Annotated in this window: 17 protein-coding genes; 10 read left to right on the top strand and 7 right to left on the bottom strand. The window is 62.9% G+C overall.

Going from position 1 to position 18632, the window contains the following annotated elements:
- Positions 1-48: 48 nt before the first annotated feature.
- Positions 49-1257: a urate hydroxylase PuuD gene (locus GTP69_RS17150; RefSeq protein WP_161056006.1), complete on the top strand. Its 1209-nt coding sequence runs from the start codon at positions 49-51 to the stop codon at positions 1255-1257.
- Positions 1258-1268: 11 nt separating this feature from the next.
- Complete coding sequence (locus tag GTP69_RS17145) at positions 1269-2498, top strand: M20/M25/M40 family metallo-hydrolase (protein WP_161056005.1); 1230 nt, start codon at positions 1269-1271, stop codon at positions 2496-2498.
- Here GTP69_RS17145 and GTP69_RS17140 read toward each other — a convergent pair.
- Complete coding sequence (locus GTP69_RS17140; protein WP_161056004.1) at positions 2491-3207, bottom strand: substrate-binding periplasmic protein; 717 nt, start codon at positions 3205-3207, stop codon at positions 2491-2493. The genes GTP69_RS17145 and GTP69_RS17140 overlap by 8 nt on opposite strands.
- Before the next feature lie 143 nt (positions 3208-3350).
- Between GTP69_RS17140 and GTP69_RS17135 the strand changes: the two genes are divergently transcribed.
- Genes GTP69_RS17135 through GTP69_RS17125 form a run of 3 tightly spaced genes read left to right on the top strand, consistent with a single transcriptional unit; the run spans position 3351 to position 6773 of the window.
- Positions 3351-4571: a paraquat-inducible protein A gene (locus GTP69_RS17135; protein WP_202424461.1), complete on the top strand. Its 1221-nt coding sequence runs from the start codon at positions 3351-3353 to the stop codon at positions 4569-4571.
- Positions 4564-6186 carry a PqiB family protein gene (locus GTP69_RS17130; RefSeq protein ID WP_161056002.1) on the top strand — a complete coding sequence of 541 codons (1623 nt, stop codon included), beginning with the start codon at positions 4564-4566 and terminating at the stop codon, positions 6184-6186. The genes GTP69_RS17135 and GTP69_RS17130 overlap by 8 nt, the downstream gene beginning before the upstream one ends.
- A complete protein-coding gene (locus GTP69_RS17125; RefSeq protein WP_161056001.1) occupies positions 6183-6773 on the top strand; it encodes a PqiC family protein in 591 nt (196 codons plus the stop codon). Before GTP69_RS17130 ends, GTP69_RS17125 begins: the two co-directional genes overlap by 4 nt.
- A gap of 9 nt (positions 6774-6782) precedes the next feature.
- Here GTP69_RS17125 and GTP69_RS17120 read toward each other — a convergent pair whose 3' ends face one another.
- On the bottom strand, positions 6783-7358 hold the full coding sequence (locus GTP69_RS17120) for a TetR/AcrR family transcriptional regulator (protein ID WP_371867984.1): 576 nt from the start codon (positions 7356-7358) through the stop codon (positions 6783-6785).
- Positions 7359-7487: 129 nt separating this feature from the next.
- On the opposite strand from GTP69_RS17120, the gene GTP69_RS17115 reads away from it, so the two are divergent.
- Entirely contained in the window at positions 7488-8129 is a 642-nt protein-coding gene (locus GTP69_RS17115; protein WP_161056126.1) for a glutathione S-transferase, read from the top strand.
- 32 nt (positions 8130-8161) lie between these two features.
- On the opposite strand, the gene GTP69_RS17110 is transcribed toward GTP69_RS17115, so the two are convergent.
- Positions 8162-9079: a LysR family transcriptional regulator gene (locus GTP69_RS17110; RefSeq protein ID WP_161056000.1), complete on the bottom strand. Its 918-nt coding sequence runs from the start codon at positions 9077-9079 to the stop codon at positions 8162-8164.
- 94 nt (positions 9080-9173) lie between these two features.
- Here GTP69_RS17110 and GTP69_RS17105 point away from each other — a divergent pair, with 94 nt between their 5' ends.
- Positions 9174-10313 carry an MFS transporter gene (locus GTP69_RS17105; protein ID WP_161055999.1) on the top strand — a complete coding sequence of 380 codons (1140 nt, stop codon included), beginning with the start codon at positions 9174-9176 and terminating at the stop codon, positions 10311-10313.
- Here the strand turns inward: GTP69_RS17105 and GTP69_RS17100 are convergent.
- Positions 10285-11196 carry a LysR family transcriptional regulator gene (locus tag GTP69_RS17100; RefSeq protein WP_161055998.1) on the bottom strand — a complete coding sequence of 304 codons (912 nt, stop codon included), beginning with the start codon at positions 11194-11196 and terminating at the stop codon, positions 10285-10287. The genes GTP69_RS17105 and GTP69_RS17100 overlap by 29 nt on opposite strands.
- A gap of 84 nt (positions 11197-11280) precedes the next feature.
- Between GTP69_RS17100 and GTP69_RS17095 the strand changes: the two genes are divergently transcribed.
- The 3 genes from GTP69_RS17095 (at position 11281) to GTP69_RS17085 (ending at position 15872) form a co-directional block, all read left to right on the top strand.
- Positions 11281-11985, top strand: coding sequence for a histidine phosphatase family protein (locus tag GTP69_RS17095; RefSeq protein WP_161055997.1), 705 nt, complete (start codon positions 11281-11283; stop codon positions 11983-11985).
- Positions 11986-12003: 18 nt separating this feature from the next.
- Positions 12004-13218, top strand: coding sequence for an acyl-CoA dehydrogenase family protein (locus GTP69_RS17090; RefSeq protein ID WP_161055996.1), 1215 nt, complete (start codon positions 12004-12006; stop codon positions 13216-13218).
- A gap of 152 nt (positions 13219-13370) precedes the next feature.
- Positions 13371-15872 (top strand): TonB-dependent receptor, encoded by a 2502-nt coding sequence (locus GTP69_RS17085; RefSeq protein WP_161055995.1) that lies wholly within the window; start codon positions 13371-13373, stop codon positions 15870-15872.
- 137 nt (positions 15873-16009) lie between these two features.
- Here the strand turns inward: GTP69_RS17085 and GTP69_RS31105 are convergent, their stop codons facing one another.
- From GTP69_RS31105 to GTP69_RS17075, 3 genes are all read right to left on the bottom strand, one after another.
- Entirely contained in the window at positions 16010-16147 is a 138-nt protein-coding gene (locus tag GTP69_RS31105; RefSeq protein ID WP_202424471.1) for a hypothetical protein, read from the bottom strand.
- A 301-nt stretch (positions 16148-16448) separates the two neighbouring features.
- The gene (locus GTP69_RS17080; RefSeq protein WP_161055994.1) at positions 16449-18386 is read right to left on the bottom strand and encodes a sensor histidine kinase; all 1938 of its coding nucleotides are present in this window, start codon (positions 18384-18386) and stop codon (positions 16449-16451) included.
- The coding region (locus tag GTP69_RS17075) for a response regulator transcription factor (protein ID WP_161055993.1) at positions 18386-18632 on the bottom strand (247 nt) is incomplete at its 5' end. The genes GTP69_RS17075 and GTP69_RS17080, both read right to left, overlap by 1 nt.

Genomic DNA, 18632 nt, shown 5'->3' with positions numbered 1-18632 from the left:
ATCCGTTTATCTTCTGTAAATTAGCCACATTTTTACCTTTAAAAATACATGGAATATCTGATCCCTTATGGCCTCGAGTGGGCGAACCTGCTGGTGCGCTGGCTGCACATCATCACCGGCATCGCCTGGATAGGCGCGTCGTTCTACTTTGTTTGGCTGGACAATTCGATCCGGCCGCCGGCGCCGGGATCGGATCTGGCGAAGAAGGGCGTGTCGGGCGAGTTGTGGGCGGTGCACGGCGGTGGCTTCTACAACCCGCAAAAATATCTGGTGGCGCCGGCCGAGCTGCCGAAGGAACTGCACTGGTTTAAATGGGAGGCGTATTCCACCTGGCTCTCCGGCATTGCGTTGCTGACCATCGCCTACTACTTCAACGCGCAGGCGATGATGATCGATAAGTCGGTGGCTGACATCAGCAGCTGGCAGGCGGTCGGCATCGGCATCGGCACCCTGGTGGTTGGCTGGACGGTGTATGACCTGCTGTGCCGCTCCCCGCTGGGCAAGCGTGACTTGTGGTTCGGCGTGGTGATCTTCGTGCTGATCGTCGCCACGGCGTATGGCCTGACGCATGTGCTGAGCGGACGCGCGGCCTATATTCACATCGGTGCGCTAATCGGCACCATCATGGTTGGTAATGTGCTGATGCTGATTATTCCGGGCCAGCGTAAGATGGTCGACGCGATGTCGGCCGGCCGCACGCCAGACCCGATCCATGGGCAGAAGGCCAAGCAGCGCAGCGTGCACAATAACTACTTCACGCTGCCGGTGCTGTTCATCATGATCAGCAACCACTATGCGATGACCTACCGGAACGACCGCGCGTGGCTGGTACTGGCGTTTATCATGGCGGCCGGCGTGTTCATTCGCCACTTCTTCAACCTGCGTCACAAGGGCCGCGTGGAGTGGCGTTATCCGGCGATCGGCGTGCTGCTGCTGGCCGGCGTGGCGGTGGCGATTGCGCCGTCCAAACCGGCGGCGGTGGCGCCGGCGGCTGATCCGGCGGCGGCTTTCGCCACGGTGCAGGCAGTGGTGGCGCAGCGTTGCGTGGCGTGCCATTCGGCGCATCCAACGCAGGCCGGCTTTGCGGCCGCGCCGCTGGGCGTGGCGTTTGATAACGCCGCCGAGATTCATCAGAACGCGGAAAAAATTTACAAGCAGGTCGTGCAGACCAAGGCGATGCCGCTGGCTAACCTGACCAATATGACGGATGCGGAACGGACGCAGATCGCGGCCTGGTACGAGGCCGGCGCCAAATGAAAGAACAAGCAATGAACAAGCAAAAACTGGCCGAATGGATCGACGCCCACTTTGACGAGGAAGTCGGCGTGCTGCAACAACTGCTGCGGGTACCGACCGACACGCCGCCCGGTAACAACGCGCCGCATGCGGAGATGGTGGCGGATCTGGTCAAGGCCTATGGCTGGACGGCCGAGAAGCACGCGGTGCCGGAACAGGCGGTGCATGATTACGGCATGCAGAGCATCACCAATCTGATCGTGCGCCGTCCTTATGCGGCGGGCGGGCCGACCGTAGCGCTGAATGCGCACGGCGACGTGGTGCCGCCGGGTGATAACTGGACTTATCCGCCGTATGGCGGCGTGGTGGCAGATGGCTTTATCTACGGCCGCGCGGCGGCGGTGTCCAAGTGCGATTTTGCGACCTATATCTTTGCGGTGCGCGCGCTGGAGGCATTGGGCGTGCCGCTGAAGGGCGGGCTGGAACTGCACTTCACCTATGACGAGGAATTCGGCGGCCTGCTGGGGCCAGGCTGGCTGCTGGAGCAGAAACTGACCAAGCCGGATTATGTGATCGCGGCAGGCTTCAGCTACAACATCGTCACCGCGCACAACGCCTGCTTGCAGCTGGAGGTGACGGTGCACGGCAAGTCAGGTCACGGCGCGATGCCGGAGACCGGGCACGATGCCTTGCAGGCGGCGACGCGCATCCTGAATGCGATCTACGACCAGCTGCCGGAGCTGAAGAAGATCAAGTCGAAGATCGCCGGCATCGATTCGCCGACCATGCTGGTGGGCCGCATCGACGGCGGCACCAACACCAACGTGGTGCCGGGCAAAGTGGTGCTGAAGATGGACCGCCGCATGATTCCGGAAGAAGATCCGGTGGCGGTGGAAGCGCAAGTGCGCGCACTGATCGAGAACGCGGTGCAAGGTGTGCCCGGCATCACGCTGGAAATCAAGCGCCTGCTGCTGTCGCACGCGCTGCGCGAGTTGTCGGGCACGGAGAAGCTGGTGGCCAGCATCCAGCAAAACGCCGAGACCTTCATCGGCGAGAAAATCCCGGCGCAAGGCACGCCGCTATATGCGGACGCGCGCCTGTACGGCGAACATGGCATCCCCGCCGTGCTATACGGCGCCGGTCCGCGCACCGTCCCTGAATCCAACGCCAAGAAGGCCGATGAGCGCCTCAATCTGGAAGACCTGCGCAAGGCCACCAAGGTGGTCGCCGCCACGCTGTTCGATTTCCTGGCCGCTACCTGACGAAATATTTGCGCCGCAGTTCTTCCTTCACACCCTGCGCTTGCAGGCGGCGGGCGGCGGCGTTGATGCTGTCGGCCAGCGCGCGCTGGTCGGCGCCGACGTAGATGTAAAGTCCCAGTTCTTCCAGCGGCTTGCCGGTGCGGCCCTGCGACAGCATGGCGCGCGAGGCGGCACTCAGGCTGCCGTCGTCGTAAACGCAGGCCTGGTCGCGACCCTTGATTACCATTTCCAGGCAGGCCGGCACGTTTTGCACGTCGTGCGGCCGCACGCGCGGTTGCAGTGCTTCCAATTTGGTCTGGTAGGTGTAGATGCCGCGCTTGTAACTGACGCTGTGCGCGGTGGCGGCCAGTTCTTCCCAACTGTCGATAGCCGGCTGGCCGCGCGGCGTGAAGACATATGTGTGTGTCTGCACAAACGGTTCATCAATGCGCAGGTACTGTGGATGCTTGCGGCCATAATCCTTGACGCGTCCCATTTCCCCGGCCAGGCTGCCGTCAGACAGCATGGCTTCGCTGCGCCGGCCTGGCAGGCTTTGTAGCACGCAGCGCTGGCGGATGTCGGCGCACAGGCGTTGCAGGTAGTCGCTGGCATAACGGAAGACGATGGCGTCAGTTTCATGCGTGGTGCCGAAGATGAGCGTGTCCGGGCCTTGCGCGGCGGCGCTGGCGACTAGCGTGGTGGCCAGGAGTGCGGACCAACGGCGGGGCATGGGCGGTATCCGTTATTTTTATTGGCTTGGCAGGCTATCATAGCTGATCCGGCTTTGCCGTATGATATGAGCATTATTGACTGAGCAGCTAACCTGTGCACCGATACGATTTAATCAGTTGCCACGATTGCGGCGTGCTGCATATGCGCCGCCCGGTACGCCCGCGCGAGAAGGCGCGCTGCGTGCGTTGCCGCTCGGTCCTGTATCGCGGCATTTACTCGGATGCCAGCCGCATGGCGGCCATCACCATGGGCGCGGTGTTTACGTTCCTGATCGCGCAGTTCTTCCCGATCGTTCAACTCGATGTCGGCGGCTACAGCACCAGCGCCACGCTGCTGGGCGCGATCCGCGTGCTGTGGACCGAGCATATGGAGGTGGTGGCCAGCGTGGTGTTCCTGTTTACGATGGTGCTGCCGGCGGTGGAACTGGGCTCTTTGCTGTATGTGACGCTGTCCTTGCGCAAGGGCCGGCGGCCGCCCGGTTTCGATCATCTGCTGCGCGCGGTGGGCATGGCGCGGCGCTGGGGCATGACCGAGGTGCTGATGATCGGCATCCTGATCACCATCGTCAAGATGACCAGCCTGGCCGAGGTGATTGTGCAGCCGGGGGTATTCGCCTTCGGCGCGCTGACGCTGATGCTGGCCATCGTGGTGTCGTTCGATCCGAAAATTTTGTGGAATATTGGCGAGCATTTGCCGGGACCGCGCCGCGCAGCGCAGAAGACGTTTCATTACGCCGCGCTTATCAAGGGTGCGCCGCTGCTGGCCTGCCACGCCTGCGGACTGGTGGAGTCGCTGAAGTACACAGTGCGGCACCAGTATTGTGCGCGTTGCGGCGCGCGGCTGCATCGCCGTCATCCGGACAGCGTCGGCCGCACCTGGGCGTTTTTGCTGGCGGCGGCGATCCTGTACATTCCCGCCAATTTGCTGCCGGTGATGTACACCCATTCGCTGTTCGGCAAGGAGGACGACACCATCATCAGCGGCGTGGTCTACTTCTGGACCAGCGGTTCGCCAGCGCTGGCGGCGATTATTTTCGTCGCCAGCATTGTGGTGCCGGTGCTGAAGCTGGCGGCGCTGGCGCTGCTGGCGTGGACGACGCAGCGGCGCTCGCGCTGGCAGCCGTTGCAGCGCACGATGTTGTATCGCATCGTGGAGTTTGTGGGGCGCTGGTCGATGCTGGATATTTTCGTCATTACGCTGACGGTGGCGCTGGTGCGCTTCCAGTCGCTGGCGGTGATCACGGCCGGTCCCGGCGCGCTGGCGTTTTGCGCGGTGGTGGTGCTGACCATGATCGCGTCCATGCAGTTCGATCCCCGCCTGATCTGGGATCCTATCGATACACACGGAGAGAAGCATGTCTGATAACGATAACGGCCAGCCGCCGTTGCCCGAGCCGGAAGTGGAGAAGCCTAGCCGCTGGCTGCCGTCGCTGGTGTGGCTGATTCCATTGCTGGCGGCGCTGATCGGCCTGACGCTGGTGGTGCGCACGGTGCTGGAACAGGGACCGACAGTGACGGTGAGCTTCCGCAGCGCCGACGGGCTGGAGCCGGGCAAGACCAAGGTCAAATACAAGGACGTGGACATCGGCCTGGTGAAGACGATTACGCTGGCGCGCGATTTGTCCAAGGTGCTGGTGACCATTGACATGAGCAAGGAGGCCAAGCGCTTTACGGCCAACGATACGCGCTTCTGGGTGGTCAAGCCGCGCATCGGCGCCAGCGGCGTGACCGGCTTGAATACGCTGTTGTCCGGTTCTTATATCGGCGTCGATGCCGGCAAGTCGGAAGAGACCACGCACGAGTTCACGGGGCTGGAGAAGCCGCCGCAGGTGACGCGCGACGAGAAGGGCACGTCGTTCGTGCTGCATGGCGAGTCGCTGGGTTCCATCGATGTCGGTTCGCCGATTTTCTATCGCCGCATCCAGGTCGGGCAGGTGACCGGCTTCGATCTCGATGAGAAGGGACGCGGCGTCAAGATGTCTGTGTTTATCGCCGCGCCGTACGATCAGTATGTGGGCAAGAATTCGCGCTGGTGGCATGCCAGCGGGGTCGATGTGCGGCTCGATTCGTCGGGCTTCAAGGTCAACACGCAGTCGCTGGCGGCGCTGCTGGTGGGCGGCATTGCGTTCGAGTCGGTCAGCGGGCAGAAACCGTCCGCGCCGGCGCCTGCTGGCAGCGACTTTGCGCTGGCGGCCGACCAGGGCAGCGCGCTGCGCGAGCCGGATGGCGTGGCGGTGACCACGGTGCTGTATTTCGACCAGTCGCTGCGCGGCCTGTCGGCCGGCGCCTCGGTGGACTTCCGCGGCATTGTGCTGGGCGAGGTGCGTTCGGTGGGCGTGGAGTTCGATCCGGTGAAGAAGAACTTCCGCATGCCGGTGACGGTGGATATGTATCCGGCGCGGCTGGGCCGCAGCTTTGCCCAGACGGTCGGCACCAACGAGGACCGTTCGGCTGGCACGCAGGTGCTGGAGCGGATGGTGGCGCGCGGGCTGCGCGGCCAGCTGCGCACCGGGAATCTGCTGACCGGCCAGTTGTATGTGGCGCTGGACTTCTTCCCCAATGCGGCGCCGGCCAAGATCGATACGTCACAGGAGGTGGTGGAGCTGCCGACCGTGCCTAACAGCCTGGATGAATTGCAGACGCAGATTTCCAGCATCGCGCGCAAGCTGGATAAGGTGCCGTTCGAGGAGATCGGCAAGAACCTGCGCGATACGCTGAAGAGCGCCGATGTGCTGATGAAGCGTCTGGATGCGCAGGTGGTGCCGGAGTTGAAGGACACGCTGGCGGCGGCGCGCAAGACGTTCCACCAGGCCGACGAGTTGCTGCAGAAGGATTCGCCGGCGCAGTCGGACTTGCGCGAGGCGTTGCAGCAGGTGACGCAGACGATGCAGTCGCTCGATGCGCTGGCCGATTATCTGGAGCGGCATCCGGAAGCGCTGATACGCGGTAAGGTCGATAAAAAAGGAGATCAGAAATGATGCGTGCATTTGGCCTTGCGGCGGTGCTGGTGCTGGGCGGCTGCGCGAGTTCGCCGCCGGAGCATTTCTACAGTTTGAGTAATGGGCTGGGCGTGGCACCAGCGCCGGCGGCGCGCGCGTCGTATTACATCGAGATGCCGGCGGTGACGGTGCCGAAGCAGGTGACGCGCAACCAGCTGCTGGTGACCACTGGCGAGGGGCGCATGGACCTGCTGGAGCAGGAGCGCTGGGCGGCGCCGCCGGCGGCGGAGATTGGCCAGGCCTTGTCGCTGGCGGTGTCGGGCGAACTGGGGACGATCGATGCGTTCCGCACGCCGGTGCCGGAGCAGGCGACGGTGTACCGCATCAGCACCAATGTGCAGCGCTTTGAGTCGGCGCCGGGGCGGTATGCGCTGATCGACGCGGTGTGGAGCGTGCGGCAGGTGGGCAGCACGCAGGTGCTGACTTGCCGCAGCGTGGCGCAGGAGACGGTAGGCGCCGGTTATGACGCGCTGGTGGCCGGCCACCGCCGCGCCGTAGTCCGCATCGGCAGCGACATCGCCAAGGCGGTGCGGGCGCTGGCCGCCGGAGAAAGATCTGGCTGTTGAAGGTCGCTGCTAGGACGGTATCAAGCCAGCCGATACATAACCTGCGATCAGTTGATCATAGACTGTGATGTCACACCGGCTGCGGGCGATCAGCTGAGCGCCTGCGACAGCGGCAAAAATGGCTTGGGCGCGGATATCGGATTGATCGCTCGGGACGCTGTCCGCGGCGATCAGCACTTGTTTCAACCAGGCAATATTCACCTCGGCGAATTTGCGTACTTCGAGCTTGATTGGGTCGGGAAGATCGTCTGTTTCCGCCGCCATGAAACTGCACAGGCAGATGCGATTGTCGCGGTCGAGGGCTTTGCGAAAAGTGTCCGGATATCGGCGCAGGCATGCCAGCGGGTCGCCCAACTCTTCGAGCAGCGCCTGCAGCGTGGCTTCCGAGTCTTCCCAGTAGCGCTTGGCGACTGCCGCTCCCAGATCGGCCTTGCTGGCGAAATGATGGTACACGCTGGCCGCCTTGATGCCGACTGCGCTGGCCAGATCACGAATGTTCAGGCCGTTATAGCCATGCGCCTGGGCCATCCTGGTAGCTTCCATCAGGATCTTTTCCCTCGAATTTGTTTCCGCTTCAATCTTCACTGTCACTCCAGCCGATAAAAAGTGTTGACATCGTGCAGTATAACGCACTATCGTTAACCTACCAAACGTTAGGTAGGCAATTCAAAGCGACTTTCAATCAATTTTTATTCAGGAGTGATCATGACTTCCATGACGGTGTACGATTTTCCGGTCGGCCCCTATCCGACGCGCGTACGGATTGCCATTGCAGAAAAGAAGCTGCAAGCGCAAATCCAGTTCAAGATGGTCGATTTATACAAGGGTGAGCACAAGACGCCCGAGTTTGTCGCGCAAAAAAACTACTCGGGAACGCTGCCCGTGCTGGAACTTCACGACGGTACGCTGATTGCCGAATGCACCGCGATTACGCAATATCTCGATACGCTTAATGGCGCTCCCAGCCTTACCGGCGCGACGCCGCTGCAGCAGGGGATCATTCACATGATGAGCAAGCGCGCCGAAATCGAATTGCTGGACGCGATCAGCGTGTATTTTCACCATGGCACACCAGGACTGGGGCCGTCGGTGGAGCTGTACCAGAATCAGGAATGGGGATTCCGTCAGCGTGACAAGGCGATCCGTGGCATGCATTACTTCGACACGGTGCTTCAGCGCCAACCGTTCATCGCGGGCGCGGAGTTCTCGATGGCCGACATTACCGTGATCGGCGGCCTGGTGTTCGCTGCCATTGTCAAGCTGGAGATTCCCGCTGAATGCCGGGCCTTGCTGGCCTGGTACGAACGGATGAAGCAGCGCGAGAGTGTGATAACCCAGCCGGCGTTTTCCAGCTAAACAGCTTGGACGCTACCGGCGACGGCGGCCATTCAGGCCTGAGGATTGATGCACAGCGTCGCTTCGAAGTGTGCGCGCAGTGCCTGGACTTTCGGCGTGTGTTCGCGGCTGCGCTGCCACAGCAGGTGCAGCGGCAGGCCCTGGGTGGTCAGCTGCGGCAGGATGTTGACCAGGCTGCCGTCGCGGATTTGCTGTTCCACCAGCCAGGTGGGGAACTGCGCCAGACCCAGTCCGGCGACCACGGCGGCCACCTGCGATTCGGCCTGGCCGAACACCATGCGGCCGTTGATGTGCTGGCGCGCCAGTGGGGCGGCGCCTTCCTGGATGCGCCACGGTTGCGTGCTGCCGTCGGCGCGGCCGTACAGGATGGCGTCGTATGCCGGCAGGTCGGCTGCGCGTTGCGGTGCGCCGTGGCGGGCGATGAAGGCGGGCGCGGCGCAGAAGATCAGTTCTTCGTTGCCCAAGTGGCGGTAGCCCACTGCCGCCGGCCAGGCGTCGTCGCCGCCGATCCGCACTACCAGGTCCATGCCGTCTTCGATGACGTCGACAAAGCGGTCGGTGAACGAGATGTGCGGTGTGATGTGCGGATAGTGGGCGGCGAACTCCAGCAGCGGCGCCAACACTTTCATGCGGCCGAAGGTGGCCGGCAGGTCGATGCGCAGGCGGCCGCCGGGCAGGGTGTCTTCATCCGATAAGGCGCGTTCAGCCACCGCCAGTTCGTCCAGCATGCGCACGCACGAGGCGTAGAAGGTGGCGCCGGCATCGGTCAGCGTCAGCTGGCGCGCGCTGCGGTCGAACAGCTGCTTGTGCAGCCGCTCTTCCAGCCTGGCGATGGCTTTGCCGACCGCCGAGTTGGTGAGATGCAGCCGGGCGGCGGCGGCGGTGAAGCTGCCGGCGTCGGCAACGGCGACGAAGGTTTCAAGGCCTTTCAGGCGTTCCGTGGCGCTCATGGAATTTATTTCTATAAAGGGCTGGGATAATCATCCAACATGGGAATTTTTGTCCTGGCTATGATGGCGGCTGTTTTTTACCGGGTCAAGCTCCATGTTTACTTCTGTTCTTCTGGCGGTCGCCGCGTTTGTGATTGTGACCACTGAGTTTTTGATTGTCGGCTTGCTGCCGGCTTTGGCGCGCGATCTGCGCATCGCGGTGGCGACGGCGGGGCAGCTGGTGACGCTGTTCGCGGTGGTGGTGATGCTGTGCGGGCCGTTTCTGACGGCGTGGCTGGCCAATGTGGAACGCAAGCGCTTGTTCATTGCGATTCTGCTGTTGTTCGCGGCGTCGAATGCGTTGGCGGCGCTGGCGCCGAATGGCTGGGTGCTGGCGGTCGCGCGGCTGTTGCCGGCGCTGGCGTTGCCGGTGTTCTGGGGCACGGCCAGCGAGACGGCGGCGCAGATCGCCGCGCCGGGGCAGGGCGGGCGCGCCGTGTCGCGCGTGTATCTGGGGATTTCCGGCGCCATGTTGTTCGGCATTCCGCTGGGCACGCTGGCGTCGGATGCGATTGGCTGGCGCGGCGCGTTCGGCCTGCTGGCGGCGCTGTCGCTGCTGATTGCGGTGCTGCTGGCTGCGTGCATGCCGACGGTGCGCGCGCGCCATCCGGTACGCATGGCGGATCAGTTGCAGATATTGAAAAGCCCGTTCTTCCTGGCCAACGTCGCCTTGTCGGTGCTGGTGTTTACGGCGATGTTCACCGGCTATACCTATCTGGCCGAGATGCTGGAGAAATCGGTCGGCGTGGCGCCGGCGCAGGTCGGCTGGTGGCTGATGGGATTTGGCGCGGTGGGACTGCTGGGCAACTGGCTGGGTGGCTTGTGGGCTGGCCGTCGGCCGCTGGCGACGACGGCGGTGTTCTGCGCGGTGCTGGCGGTTGGCATGGTGGCGAGCATGGCGCTGGCCGGTGGCGGCGCGTGGTTTGTGCTGGCGCTGGCGGTGTGGGGCATCGCCAATACGGCGCTGTATCCGGTGTGCCAGATCCGCGTGATGCAGGCGGCGACGCAGGCGCAGGCGCTGGCCGGCACCATCAATGTGTCGGCGGCCAACGGCGGTATCGCGCTCGGCGCGCTGATTGGCGGCGGCAGTATTTCCGCCTGGGGCGCGGGCAATATCGGCTACGTGTCGGGCGCGATTGCCTTGCTGGCGGCGCTGGCGGTGGCGTTTATCCGGCGGCCTGCATGGCGGCGGTGATTTGGGCGCGAAGCCAGGTGTTGGCGGGGTCGTTGTCGACGTTGGCGTGCCAGTACAGATAGACGTCCAGCGACGGCATGGTCAGCGGCAGCGGCAGGATCTGGTTGGTGAATTGCTGGTTGACGATGCGTGCCAGGCGGTCGGGCATGGTCAGCGCCAGATCGGTCTGGCTGACCACGCGGCAGGCGGCGAAGTAGTGCTGGCAGCGCAGCCGGATCTTGCGTTGCAGGCCTTGCCGGCTCAGTTCCACATCTTCCAGTCCCGGCCCGCGCCGGCGCGAGCTGGTCTGGATGTGTTCCATTTCCAGATAGGTGTCCAGCGTCAGCGCGCGGCGCTTGACCAGCGGGTGGCCGCGCCGCACCAGCACCACGGTCTGGTCGCCGGCCAGCTGCGTGCGCCGCACTTCGTTCGGCAGCGGCAGCAGCACGTCGATGGCGGCGTCCAGCGTGCCGGCCGCCAGTTCGCTTTCCAGTTCGCGCCGGCTCACTTGCAGGGTGTTCAGCGTGGCCGACGGCGCGGCCGCCGAGATGCCCGCCATCAGGCCCGGCAGCACGCTGGCTTCCAGCACGTCGCGCACCGCCAGCGAGAAGCTGCGTTCGCTGCTGGCGGGATCGAAGTGGGCGGCGCCGCTCAGCGTGACTTCAAAGCCGCGCAACGCGCGCCGCACCTGGTCGATGATGGAGCGGGTCAGCGGCGTCGGCGTCATCACGTGGCCCTGGCGCTCGAACAGCGGGTCGTCGAACAGCTGGCGCAGGCGGTTCAGCGCGTGGCTGATGGCCGGTTGCGTCAGGTTCATTTTGAGGCTGGCGCGGGTGATGCTGCCTTCCGCATAGATCGCTTCCAGCACGATGAACAGGTTCAGATCGACTTTTGATAGATGCATGGAATTTATCCAATTCAATTAATTCTATTCATTTGATGAATTATAGGCCGCCCGGTAAGCTACAGGTCTGACGGAGGAGGCGAGATGGGACAAATTTTTCTGGTGCGTCACGGGCAGGCCTCGTTCGGCAAGGCCAATTATGATCAATTGTCGGAGCTGGGCTTTGAGCAGGCGCGCCTGTTGGGGCAGTGGTATGCGAATACCCGCCAGACCTTCAGCAAGGTGATTACCGGCGGCATGGTGCGGCATCGGCAGACGGCCGATACCTGTCTGTCCATGGTGCCGCGCAAGCAGTTGCTGGAGACGGAGTGGGCCACCGATGCGGATTTCGCCGAGTTCGATCATCAGGAGGTGCTGCTGCGCCACTGCCCGGAGTTTGCCGATGCGGCGGCGTTCAAGGCGCTGCTGGCCAGCCATGTCGATCCGCCGCGCGCGCTGGAGCATTTGTTCCGCGCCGCCATGCAGCGCTGGATGGGCGGCTGGCATGACGGCGACTATGCCGAGACCTGGCCGGATTTCCGCCGCCGCTGCGTGCGCGCGCTGGAGCGGCTCGATACCGACAGCCGCCAACAGACCACGATGGTGTTCACCTCTGGCGGCGTGATTGCGGCGCTGATGCAGCATCTGCTGGGCTTGCAGGATTTCCAGGTGATGGAGCTGAACTGGACGCTGGCCAATTGCGCCGTCACCAAGCTGATGCAGCGGCCCGGCCAGTTCACGCTGAGCTATCTGAATAATTACGCGCATCTGGAATGGCTGGGCCAGCCCGGCGCGGTTACCTACCGATAATAATGACAAGGAGACTTCATGGATTTCGATTACAGCCCGAAAGTACGGCAACTGCAAGCGCGTCTGCGCGCTTTCATGGATGAACATATTTATCCGAATGAGGCGGTGTTCCACGCCGAGGTGGACGCCAACCGCGCCGCCGGCAACGCCTGGGTGGCGACCAGGATCATGGAAGAGCTGAAGCTGAAGGCGCGCGCGGCGGGCCTGTGGAATCTGTTCCTGCCGGACTCCGAGCATGGCGCCGGGCTCACCAATCTGGAATACGCGCCGCTGTGCGAAATCATGGGCCGCGTGCATTGGGCGCCGGAGGTGTTCAACTGCGCGGCGCCGGATACCGGCAATATGGAAGTGCTGGCGCGCTATGGCACGTCGGAACAACAGCAGCAATGGCTGGCGCCGCTGCTGGATGGCCGCATCCGCTCGTGCTTCGGCATGACCGAGCCGGCGGTGGCGTCGTCGGACGCGACTAATATCGAAAGCTCGATCGTGCGCGATGGCGACGAGTATGTGATCAACGGCCGCAAGTGGTGGTCGTCCGGCGCCAACGATCCGCGCTGCGCGGTGTTCATCTTCATGGGCAAGAGCGATCCGCATAATGAAAACCGGCACAAGCAGCAGTCGATGATTTTGGTGCCGCGCGATGCACCGGGCCTGACCATCCTGCGCCATCTGCCGGTGTTCGGCTTTGACGATGCGCCGCACGGCCATGCGGAAGTGGTGTTTGACAATGTCCGCGTGCCGGCCGGCAATCTGCTGCTGGGTGAGGGCAGGGGCTTCGAGATTGCGCAGGGCCGGCTGGGACCGGGCAGGATTCACCATTGCATGCGCCTGATCGGGCTGGCCGAGCGGGCCTTGCAGCAGATGTGCCAGCGCAGTCTGGCGCGGGTGGCGTTCGGCAAGCCGGTGGCGCAGCAGGGCGTGACGCTGGAGCGCATCGCCGAGTCGCGCATTCTGATCGACCAGGCGCGGCTGCTGGTGCTGAATGCGGCCTATATGATGGATACGGTCGGCAACAAGGTGGCCGCCAAGGAAATTGCCATGATCAAGGTGGCGGCGCCGGCTATGGCCTGCCAGGTGATCGACTGGGCAATCCAGGTGCAGGGCGGCGGCGGCATGGCCGATCCCTTCCTGGCCCATGCTTACGCCAGCGCCCGCTCGCTGCGGCTGGCTGACGGTCCGGACGAGGTGCACCGGGCGCAGATCGGCAAGATGGAACTAGCACGTTACAAGTAATGACTATAGTGTCAAGGTAATCGTTTTCCGCAAAACTGTTGCGCGGCTTTCTCACAGGTGTTGACTTCGTGTTGACATCTGTAGAAGCCTGCTTTAATCTTTGACATCAGGCAAGTTAAACGATTAACTAAAACAAAAAGCTGGAGACGACGATGAAAAAACCTATCCTTCTGACGCCGATGGCGTCGGCCCTTGCGCTGGCCTTGCTGTCGATGAGCGCCCACGCGCAACAAGAAGAATCGACTAGCAAACCCGGCACGCTGGAGACTGTAGTAGTTACCGCAAATAAACGCGTCGAAAAATTGGAAAGCGTTCCAATGGCGATTTCGGTGATGAGCGAGCAGGAAATCCAGCGCACCAATATCCGCGAAATCGAAGATGTGGTGGCGATGATGCCGTCGCTGACCTTGAACTCGGGCACCACCGCCGCCAACAACGCCATCTTCATGCGCGGCATCGGCACCGTCTCGGTCGGCATCGGCGTCGAGTCGGACGTGGCGGTGATCATCGATGACATCCCGATCGCCACCCAGTTCCAGGCCTTCAAGGATCTGGCCGACGTGTCGCGCATCGAGGTGCTGAAAGGCCCGCAGAGCACGCTGTTCGGCAAGTCGGCCGTGGCCGGCGCCGTCAACATCGTCACCAAGCCGATTTCCGGCCCGATGGTGTACCGCGCCAGCACCTACCTGACCAATGACAACGAATGGCGCGTCAACGCCTCGGCCGGCGGCCAGCTGGACGAGCACTTCGCGCTGCGCCTGTACGCCGGCAAGAGCCGCCTGCCGGGCACCTTCCACAACCTGACCGACGGCAAGGACGTCAACGGTTCGGGCGGCAAGACCTTCATGGCCAAGCTGCAATGGAATCCGACCGACACGCTGCAGGTGGATTTGTCGCCGCGCTATAACTTCCAGGACAATTCGCGCGGCGTGACCGCCGTCAACGGCTTCAACCTGCGCACCGGTTCGACGGCGCTCGGCAATGTGGTGACCACGCCGATCGGCCTGAACGGCGTGTACCTGAACGGCAATCCGCTGCTGCCGGCCACTTCGGTGTTGGCTGGCATCAACGTCAATGATCCGAACAACCGCAATGTGCGCCGTGATTTCCCGACCGGGCTGATTTCCAGCGACCGCGGCGTCGGCCTGAAAGTGTCGTGGACGCTGCCGAACGATGCGCAGCTGATGTCGATCTCGTCGTGGAGCAAATACCTGGCCAACGACTTCCGCGACCAGGACTTTACCGACGTGCCGACCATCGCCGTCGCCGGTTCGACCATTCCTACTGTGGGCAACAACCAGTTCGGCACCTACGACATCCGCTCGAAGACGCAGGAGTTGCGCTATGTGTCGCCGGATTCGGGCAGCGTCAAGTACGTGGCCGGCCTGTGGCTGGCGCATAACGAGATCTACCGCCACTTCATTCGCGGCTACTGCGTGGCGCCGGCCGTGTGCAGCGCCACCTCGACGTCCAGCCCGACCAACTACTACACCGACATCTACAACACCAACAAGGCGGTGTTTGGCCAGGCGTCGTGGGAGTTCATGCCGACCTGGACGCTGACCGGCGGCCTGCGCGTCAACGAAGAAATTTCCGGCTACCACTACAAGCGCAACTATTACACCGACCAACTGACCGAGGCTTCATTCAAGCCGGGTCCGGTGGGCGTCGACCAGTTCCAGAGCACCGGCAACAACGACCGCGCCACCACCGGCAAGGTCAGCCTGCAGAAGCAGGTGACGCCGGAATGGATGGTGTATTCGCAGGTATCGACCGGCTACAAGGGCGAGGCGTATGACGTGACCTCGGGCCTGAAGGCGTCGGCGGCGTTCCCGATTCGGCCGGAAACCAGCCAGAGCTTCGAGCTGGGCACCAAGGCCAATCTGTTCAACAACCGCATGTCGATTGCGGCCACGTATTTCAAGTCGGATTTCTTCAATTACCAGCAGAACGTGACCTACGTGCTGCCGAACGATCCGACCATTTACAGCCAGCTCAATTCGATTCCCAACATCGCCACCCATGGCTTTGAACTGGATGTGAACGCGCTGGCGGCCAAGGATCTGAATGTGAATGCGGCGCTGGCGTTCACGCTGCCGACCATCGAGAAGTGGGCCAATGGTCCGTGCTACAGCGATTCGACCAATGTGGCGGTGGGCGGCACCAAGCTGGCGGCCAACGGTTCGATCGCCGGCCAGAACAGCGCTTGCTTCCCGATTTCGCCAGGTTCGACCACCGGCGTGCAGAATCTGAATAATTCCAACTTCCCGGGCACGCCGAAGATCAAGCTGAATATCGGCGCCACCTATGAGTTCAATGTGCCGACGATGCCGCTGCGGGCCTTTGTCAACGCCAATGTGCGCTATCAGAGTAAGTATTACACCAATATCAACAACGATCCGAACTCGGTCAACGATCCATACAGCATTACCGATGTGGGCTTCGGCGTGCGCGATCCGCAGGACAAGTACAAGATCAGCTTCCGCGTCAACAATCTGTTCGATCGCTTCTATATTCCGAATGCGAACGCCAGCGGTCCGTCGTCGTTCCGTGCCGGTGCGACTGCGACGTCGCCGCAGGTGTCGGCCAGCAGCTGGGTGCCGCCGCGTGATGTGTTCCGCTACTTCAGCGTCAAGCTGGATGTGAAGTTCTGAGCATTATGCGTTGTGTGAATCTCTGGCATCAGTAATATAAATTGGATAAATAGTTCGGCGGCAGGCATGATTGCACCTGTCTCCTCTATTCTCCTCCAAGGAAATAGATTTAGCCCGCTCTCGTAGCGGGCTTTTTTTTATTCAAACGCGACGTCTTCGATACGGAAGCGGAATTTGCGCCGCTCGGGCAAGGTCCAGCCTTCGCCCGGCGTGGTGTTGCGCGGCCGGGGCGGCGGTTCCGCTGGCACCGGCGGTGCTTGCAGTTTCTGTTGCAAGGCGGCGAGCAACGCGGTGATGGTGGTGTCTGACGCAGCCGGCCAGCGTTCTTGAACTGCTTGTCTTCAGGACGTTTGATGTAGAGGTCCATCCAGGCGGAGCAGGGTATCGGTGTCTACCTGCAGACTCACTGTGGATTTCATTCTATTTGTCTTTCTATTTTTCTCTGTTTTCCTCTATTTAGATCGGCAGTTGGTGGAATAGTTCAATGCAAATGAAAATAGTGAAAAATAGGGGCGAAAATAGAAGGTTTGCCACAGGGCTGTGGACTGGCTACCCCCTGTATATATCCTCGTGGGGCTAGGCTTTGCGCGCCAGTGGCAGCCACAGGGTGAACAGGGTGCCGGTGTCGTTGGATTGCCAGCTGACCTTGCCGTCCACCGAGGCGGCGCGGCGGCGCTGGTTTTGCAGGCCGCGGCCGCCGGGCTGGCCCAGCGCTTGCGCCACGTCGAAGCCGCTGCCGTTGTCGGAGATGTGCACCTGCACGCCGTCGACGCCATCGGTGGTGGCGACGCGGATTTCGGTGGCGCCCGTGTGGCGCAGGATGTTGGCGATGCTTTCCTGAACAATGCGCAGGATGTGCAGCGCGCTCGAAGGATTTAGCCACGGCAGCGTCGGCAGTTCGCGCACTTCCCACAGCAGCTTGACGCCGGTGCCTTCCAGCCGTGGTTCCAGGCGGAAGCGCAGGGTGGCCAGCAACAGCAGCAGGTCGGCCTCGACCGGCTCCATCGAATCGATAGTCAGCTTGAGGTCATCCAGACAATCTTTCAATATTTGAGAAACGCGTTCGTCGCTGATGTTGCCGCGCTCGACCGAGCGGATCGCGCTGATCAGCGAGGAACCGAGGCCGTCGTGCATGTCCTGCATCAGCCGCTGGCGCTCGTCGCTGATGGTCTGGCGCAGTTCGATCTCGCGCAGGCGCTGGTGGCTGGCTTCCAGTTCCGCTTCGCGCACTTTCAGCCGTTCCGCCAGGCCGGCGTTGACGCGCTCGACCTCGGCAATCGCGTCGATATAGCGGCGGTACATCAGCACGCCGAAGGTGATGAAGCACACGGCCGGCGCATACGCCCCCAGATACCAGCCTTCCGCGTTGATGATGTTGTTTTGCAGCAGCCAGTCCGACATGCCCATGGCGGTGCAGGCGAACAGGCCGTAGACCACCAGCCGGCCTTCCGGCGAATGGCGCCAGCCGGCCACGCAGGTAATCATGCTCATCACCGGCGCGATCAGGTAGACCAGCGGCGTCACGGTCGGCATATTCGGCAGCACCGCCAGCACCGGCAAGGTCAGCACGCCGATCAGCAGCGTCACCGCCACCAGCGCGCGGGTCAGCCAGACCAGTGGCCGCTGGTGCAGCTGGCACAGGAAGAAGTGCACCGCCAATACCAGCCAGAACAGCGAATTCACGGTCAGCCACGCGAACCAGTCATTTTCGACCGGCAGGTCGACATAGAAATGCAGGCCGCGCAGGAAGGCGGTGACGGCCAGGTTGAAGAACAGCAGGTAGGCAATCTCCTGCGGCCGCCGCAGCCAGACGCACACGGAAAAAACGCCGACCGCCATGAAGGCGGCGCTGAGCATGGCCGGCAACTGCTGTTGCAGCCACAGCCGCACATGATAGGCCGACTGCAGTGTGTTGGCCGGTCCCAGCCGCAAGGACGACAGCGCCGTCTGCGACGCCGGGCTGTGTTCCAGCCGCAGCAGGATTTCGCGCACCGGCGCGCTGCCGGCATGCTGGTCCAGTGTGAACCACAGCGGCGTGCGGGTGCTGTTCCAGGCCGGTCCCTCCGCTTGCGCCTGGTGCGCCAGCTTGCCGTTGATATACACCGCGATGGTGCCGTCAGTCTTGACGCGGATGCCGTACAGGGCCAGCAGCCGGGCCTGCACCGGCAAGCCGTCCACCGCGACTTTCAGCCAGCTGATGCGTACGCCGGGCGGCACATGGCCGGTGGCGCCGGCGCCCGCGCCGGCTGCGGCCTGGCGCAGCAGCGCAATCGACGGGCTGAACGGCAATGCCACCAGCTGCCACGCCGGCGGCAGATTGGCGCTGTCGAGCTCGGCCGGCGGCGCCGTATAGCCGGTGGCGACGGTTTCCTGCCAGCCGGCCTGGGTCAGGTGCAGGCTGGCGGCCGGGCCGTGGCCGCTGTCGTTGTCCAGATAGAGGGTCGCGGCCGCCAGCAGCACGGCAAGCGAGAACAGCAGCAGTAGATTGCCCAGCAGGCGCGGTGGACGCGCCATCAGGACAGCAGACCCTGGGTGCGCGCCTCGTAAATCGCCTCGGCCTTGGAGGTGACTTTCAATTTGCTATAAATGCGGCGCACAAAGGTGCGCACGGTGAAGTGCGAGAGCTGCATCAGGCCGGCGATTTCGTGCACGGTGAAGCCCTTGGTGATGTAGTCCAGCACTTCCTTCTCGCGCTGCGACAGCAACGGCGGGGCGTCGGCGGCCTCGGCGGCATCGGCGCCGGCGCCGGCGGGGCTGACC

Source organism: Duganella levis, from assembly GCF_009857605.1.
In the GTDB taxonomy this organism is placed as follows: domain Bacteria; phylum Pseudomonadota; class Gammaproteobacteria; order Burkholderiales; family Burkholderiaceae_D; genus Rugamonas; species Rugamonas levis.
Note: the sequence above shows the minus strand (reverse complement) of the source record. Positions and strands in the feature narration are given on the sequence as shown.

Excerpts from the sequence above, each read along its gene's own strand:
- GTP69_RS17150 (WP_161056006.1), top strand. The coding sequence starts at position 49 with ATGGAATATCTGATCCCTTATGGCCTCGAGTGGGCGAACCTGCTGGTG.
- GTP69_RS17145 (WP_161056005.1), top strand. The coding sequence starts at position 1,269 with ATGAACAAGCAAAAACTGGCCGAATGGATCGACGCCCACTTTGACGAG.
- GTP69_RS17140 (WP_161056004.1), bottom strand. The coding sequence starts at position 3,207 with ATGCCCCGCCGTTGGTCCGCACTCCTGGCCACCACGCTAGTCGCCAGC.
- GTP69_RS17135 (WP_202424461.1), top strand. The coding sequence starts at position 3,351 with ATGCGCCGCCCGGTACGCCCGCGCGAGAAGGCGCGCTGCGTGCGTTGC.
- GTP69_RS17130 (WP_161056002.1), top strand. The coding sequence starts at position 4,564 with ATGTCTGATAACGATAACGGCCAGCCGCCGTTGCCCGAGCCGGAAGTG.
- GTP69_RS17125 (WP_161056001.1), top strand. The coding sequence starts at position 6,183 with ATGATGCGTGCATTTGGCCTTGCGGCGGTGCTGGTGCTGGGCGGCTGC.
- GTP69_RS17115 (WP_161056126.1), top strand. The coding sequence starts at position 7,488 with ATGACGGTGTACGATTTTCCGGTCGGCCCCTATCCGACGCGCGTACGG.
- GTP69_RS17110 (WP_161056000.1), bottom strand. The coding sequence starts at position 9,079 with ATGAGCGCCACGGAACGCCTGAAAGGCCTTGAAACCTTCGTCGCCGTT.
- GTP69_RS17105 (WP_161055999.1), top strand. The coding sequence starts at position 9,174 with ATGTTTACTTCTGTTCTTCTGGCGGTCGCCGCGTTTGTGATTGTGACC.
- GTP69_RS17100 (WP_161055998.1), bottom strand. The coding sequence starts at position 11,196 with ATGCATCTATCAAAAGTCGATCTGAACCTGTTCATCGTGCTGGAAGCG.
- GTP69_RS17095 (WP_161055997.1), top strand. The coding sequence starts at position 11,281 with ATGGGACAAATTTTTCTGGTGCGTCACGGGCAGGCCTCGTTCGGCAAG.
- GTP69_RS17090 (WP_161055996.1), top strand. The coding sequence starts at position 12,004 with ATGGATTTCGATTACAGCCCGAAAGTACGGCAACTGCAAGCGCGTCTG.
- GTP69_RS17085 (WP_161055995.1), top strand. The coding sequence starts at position 13,371 with ATGAAAAAACCTATCCTTCTGACGCCGATGGCGTCGGCCCTTGCGCTG.
- GTP69_RS17080 (WP_161055994.1), bottom strand. The coding sequence starts at position 18,386 with ATGGCGCGTCCACCGCGCCTGCTGGGCAATCTACTGCTGCTGTTCTCG.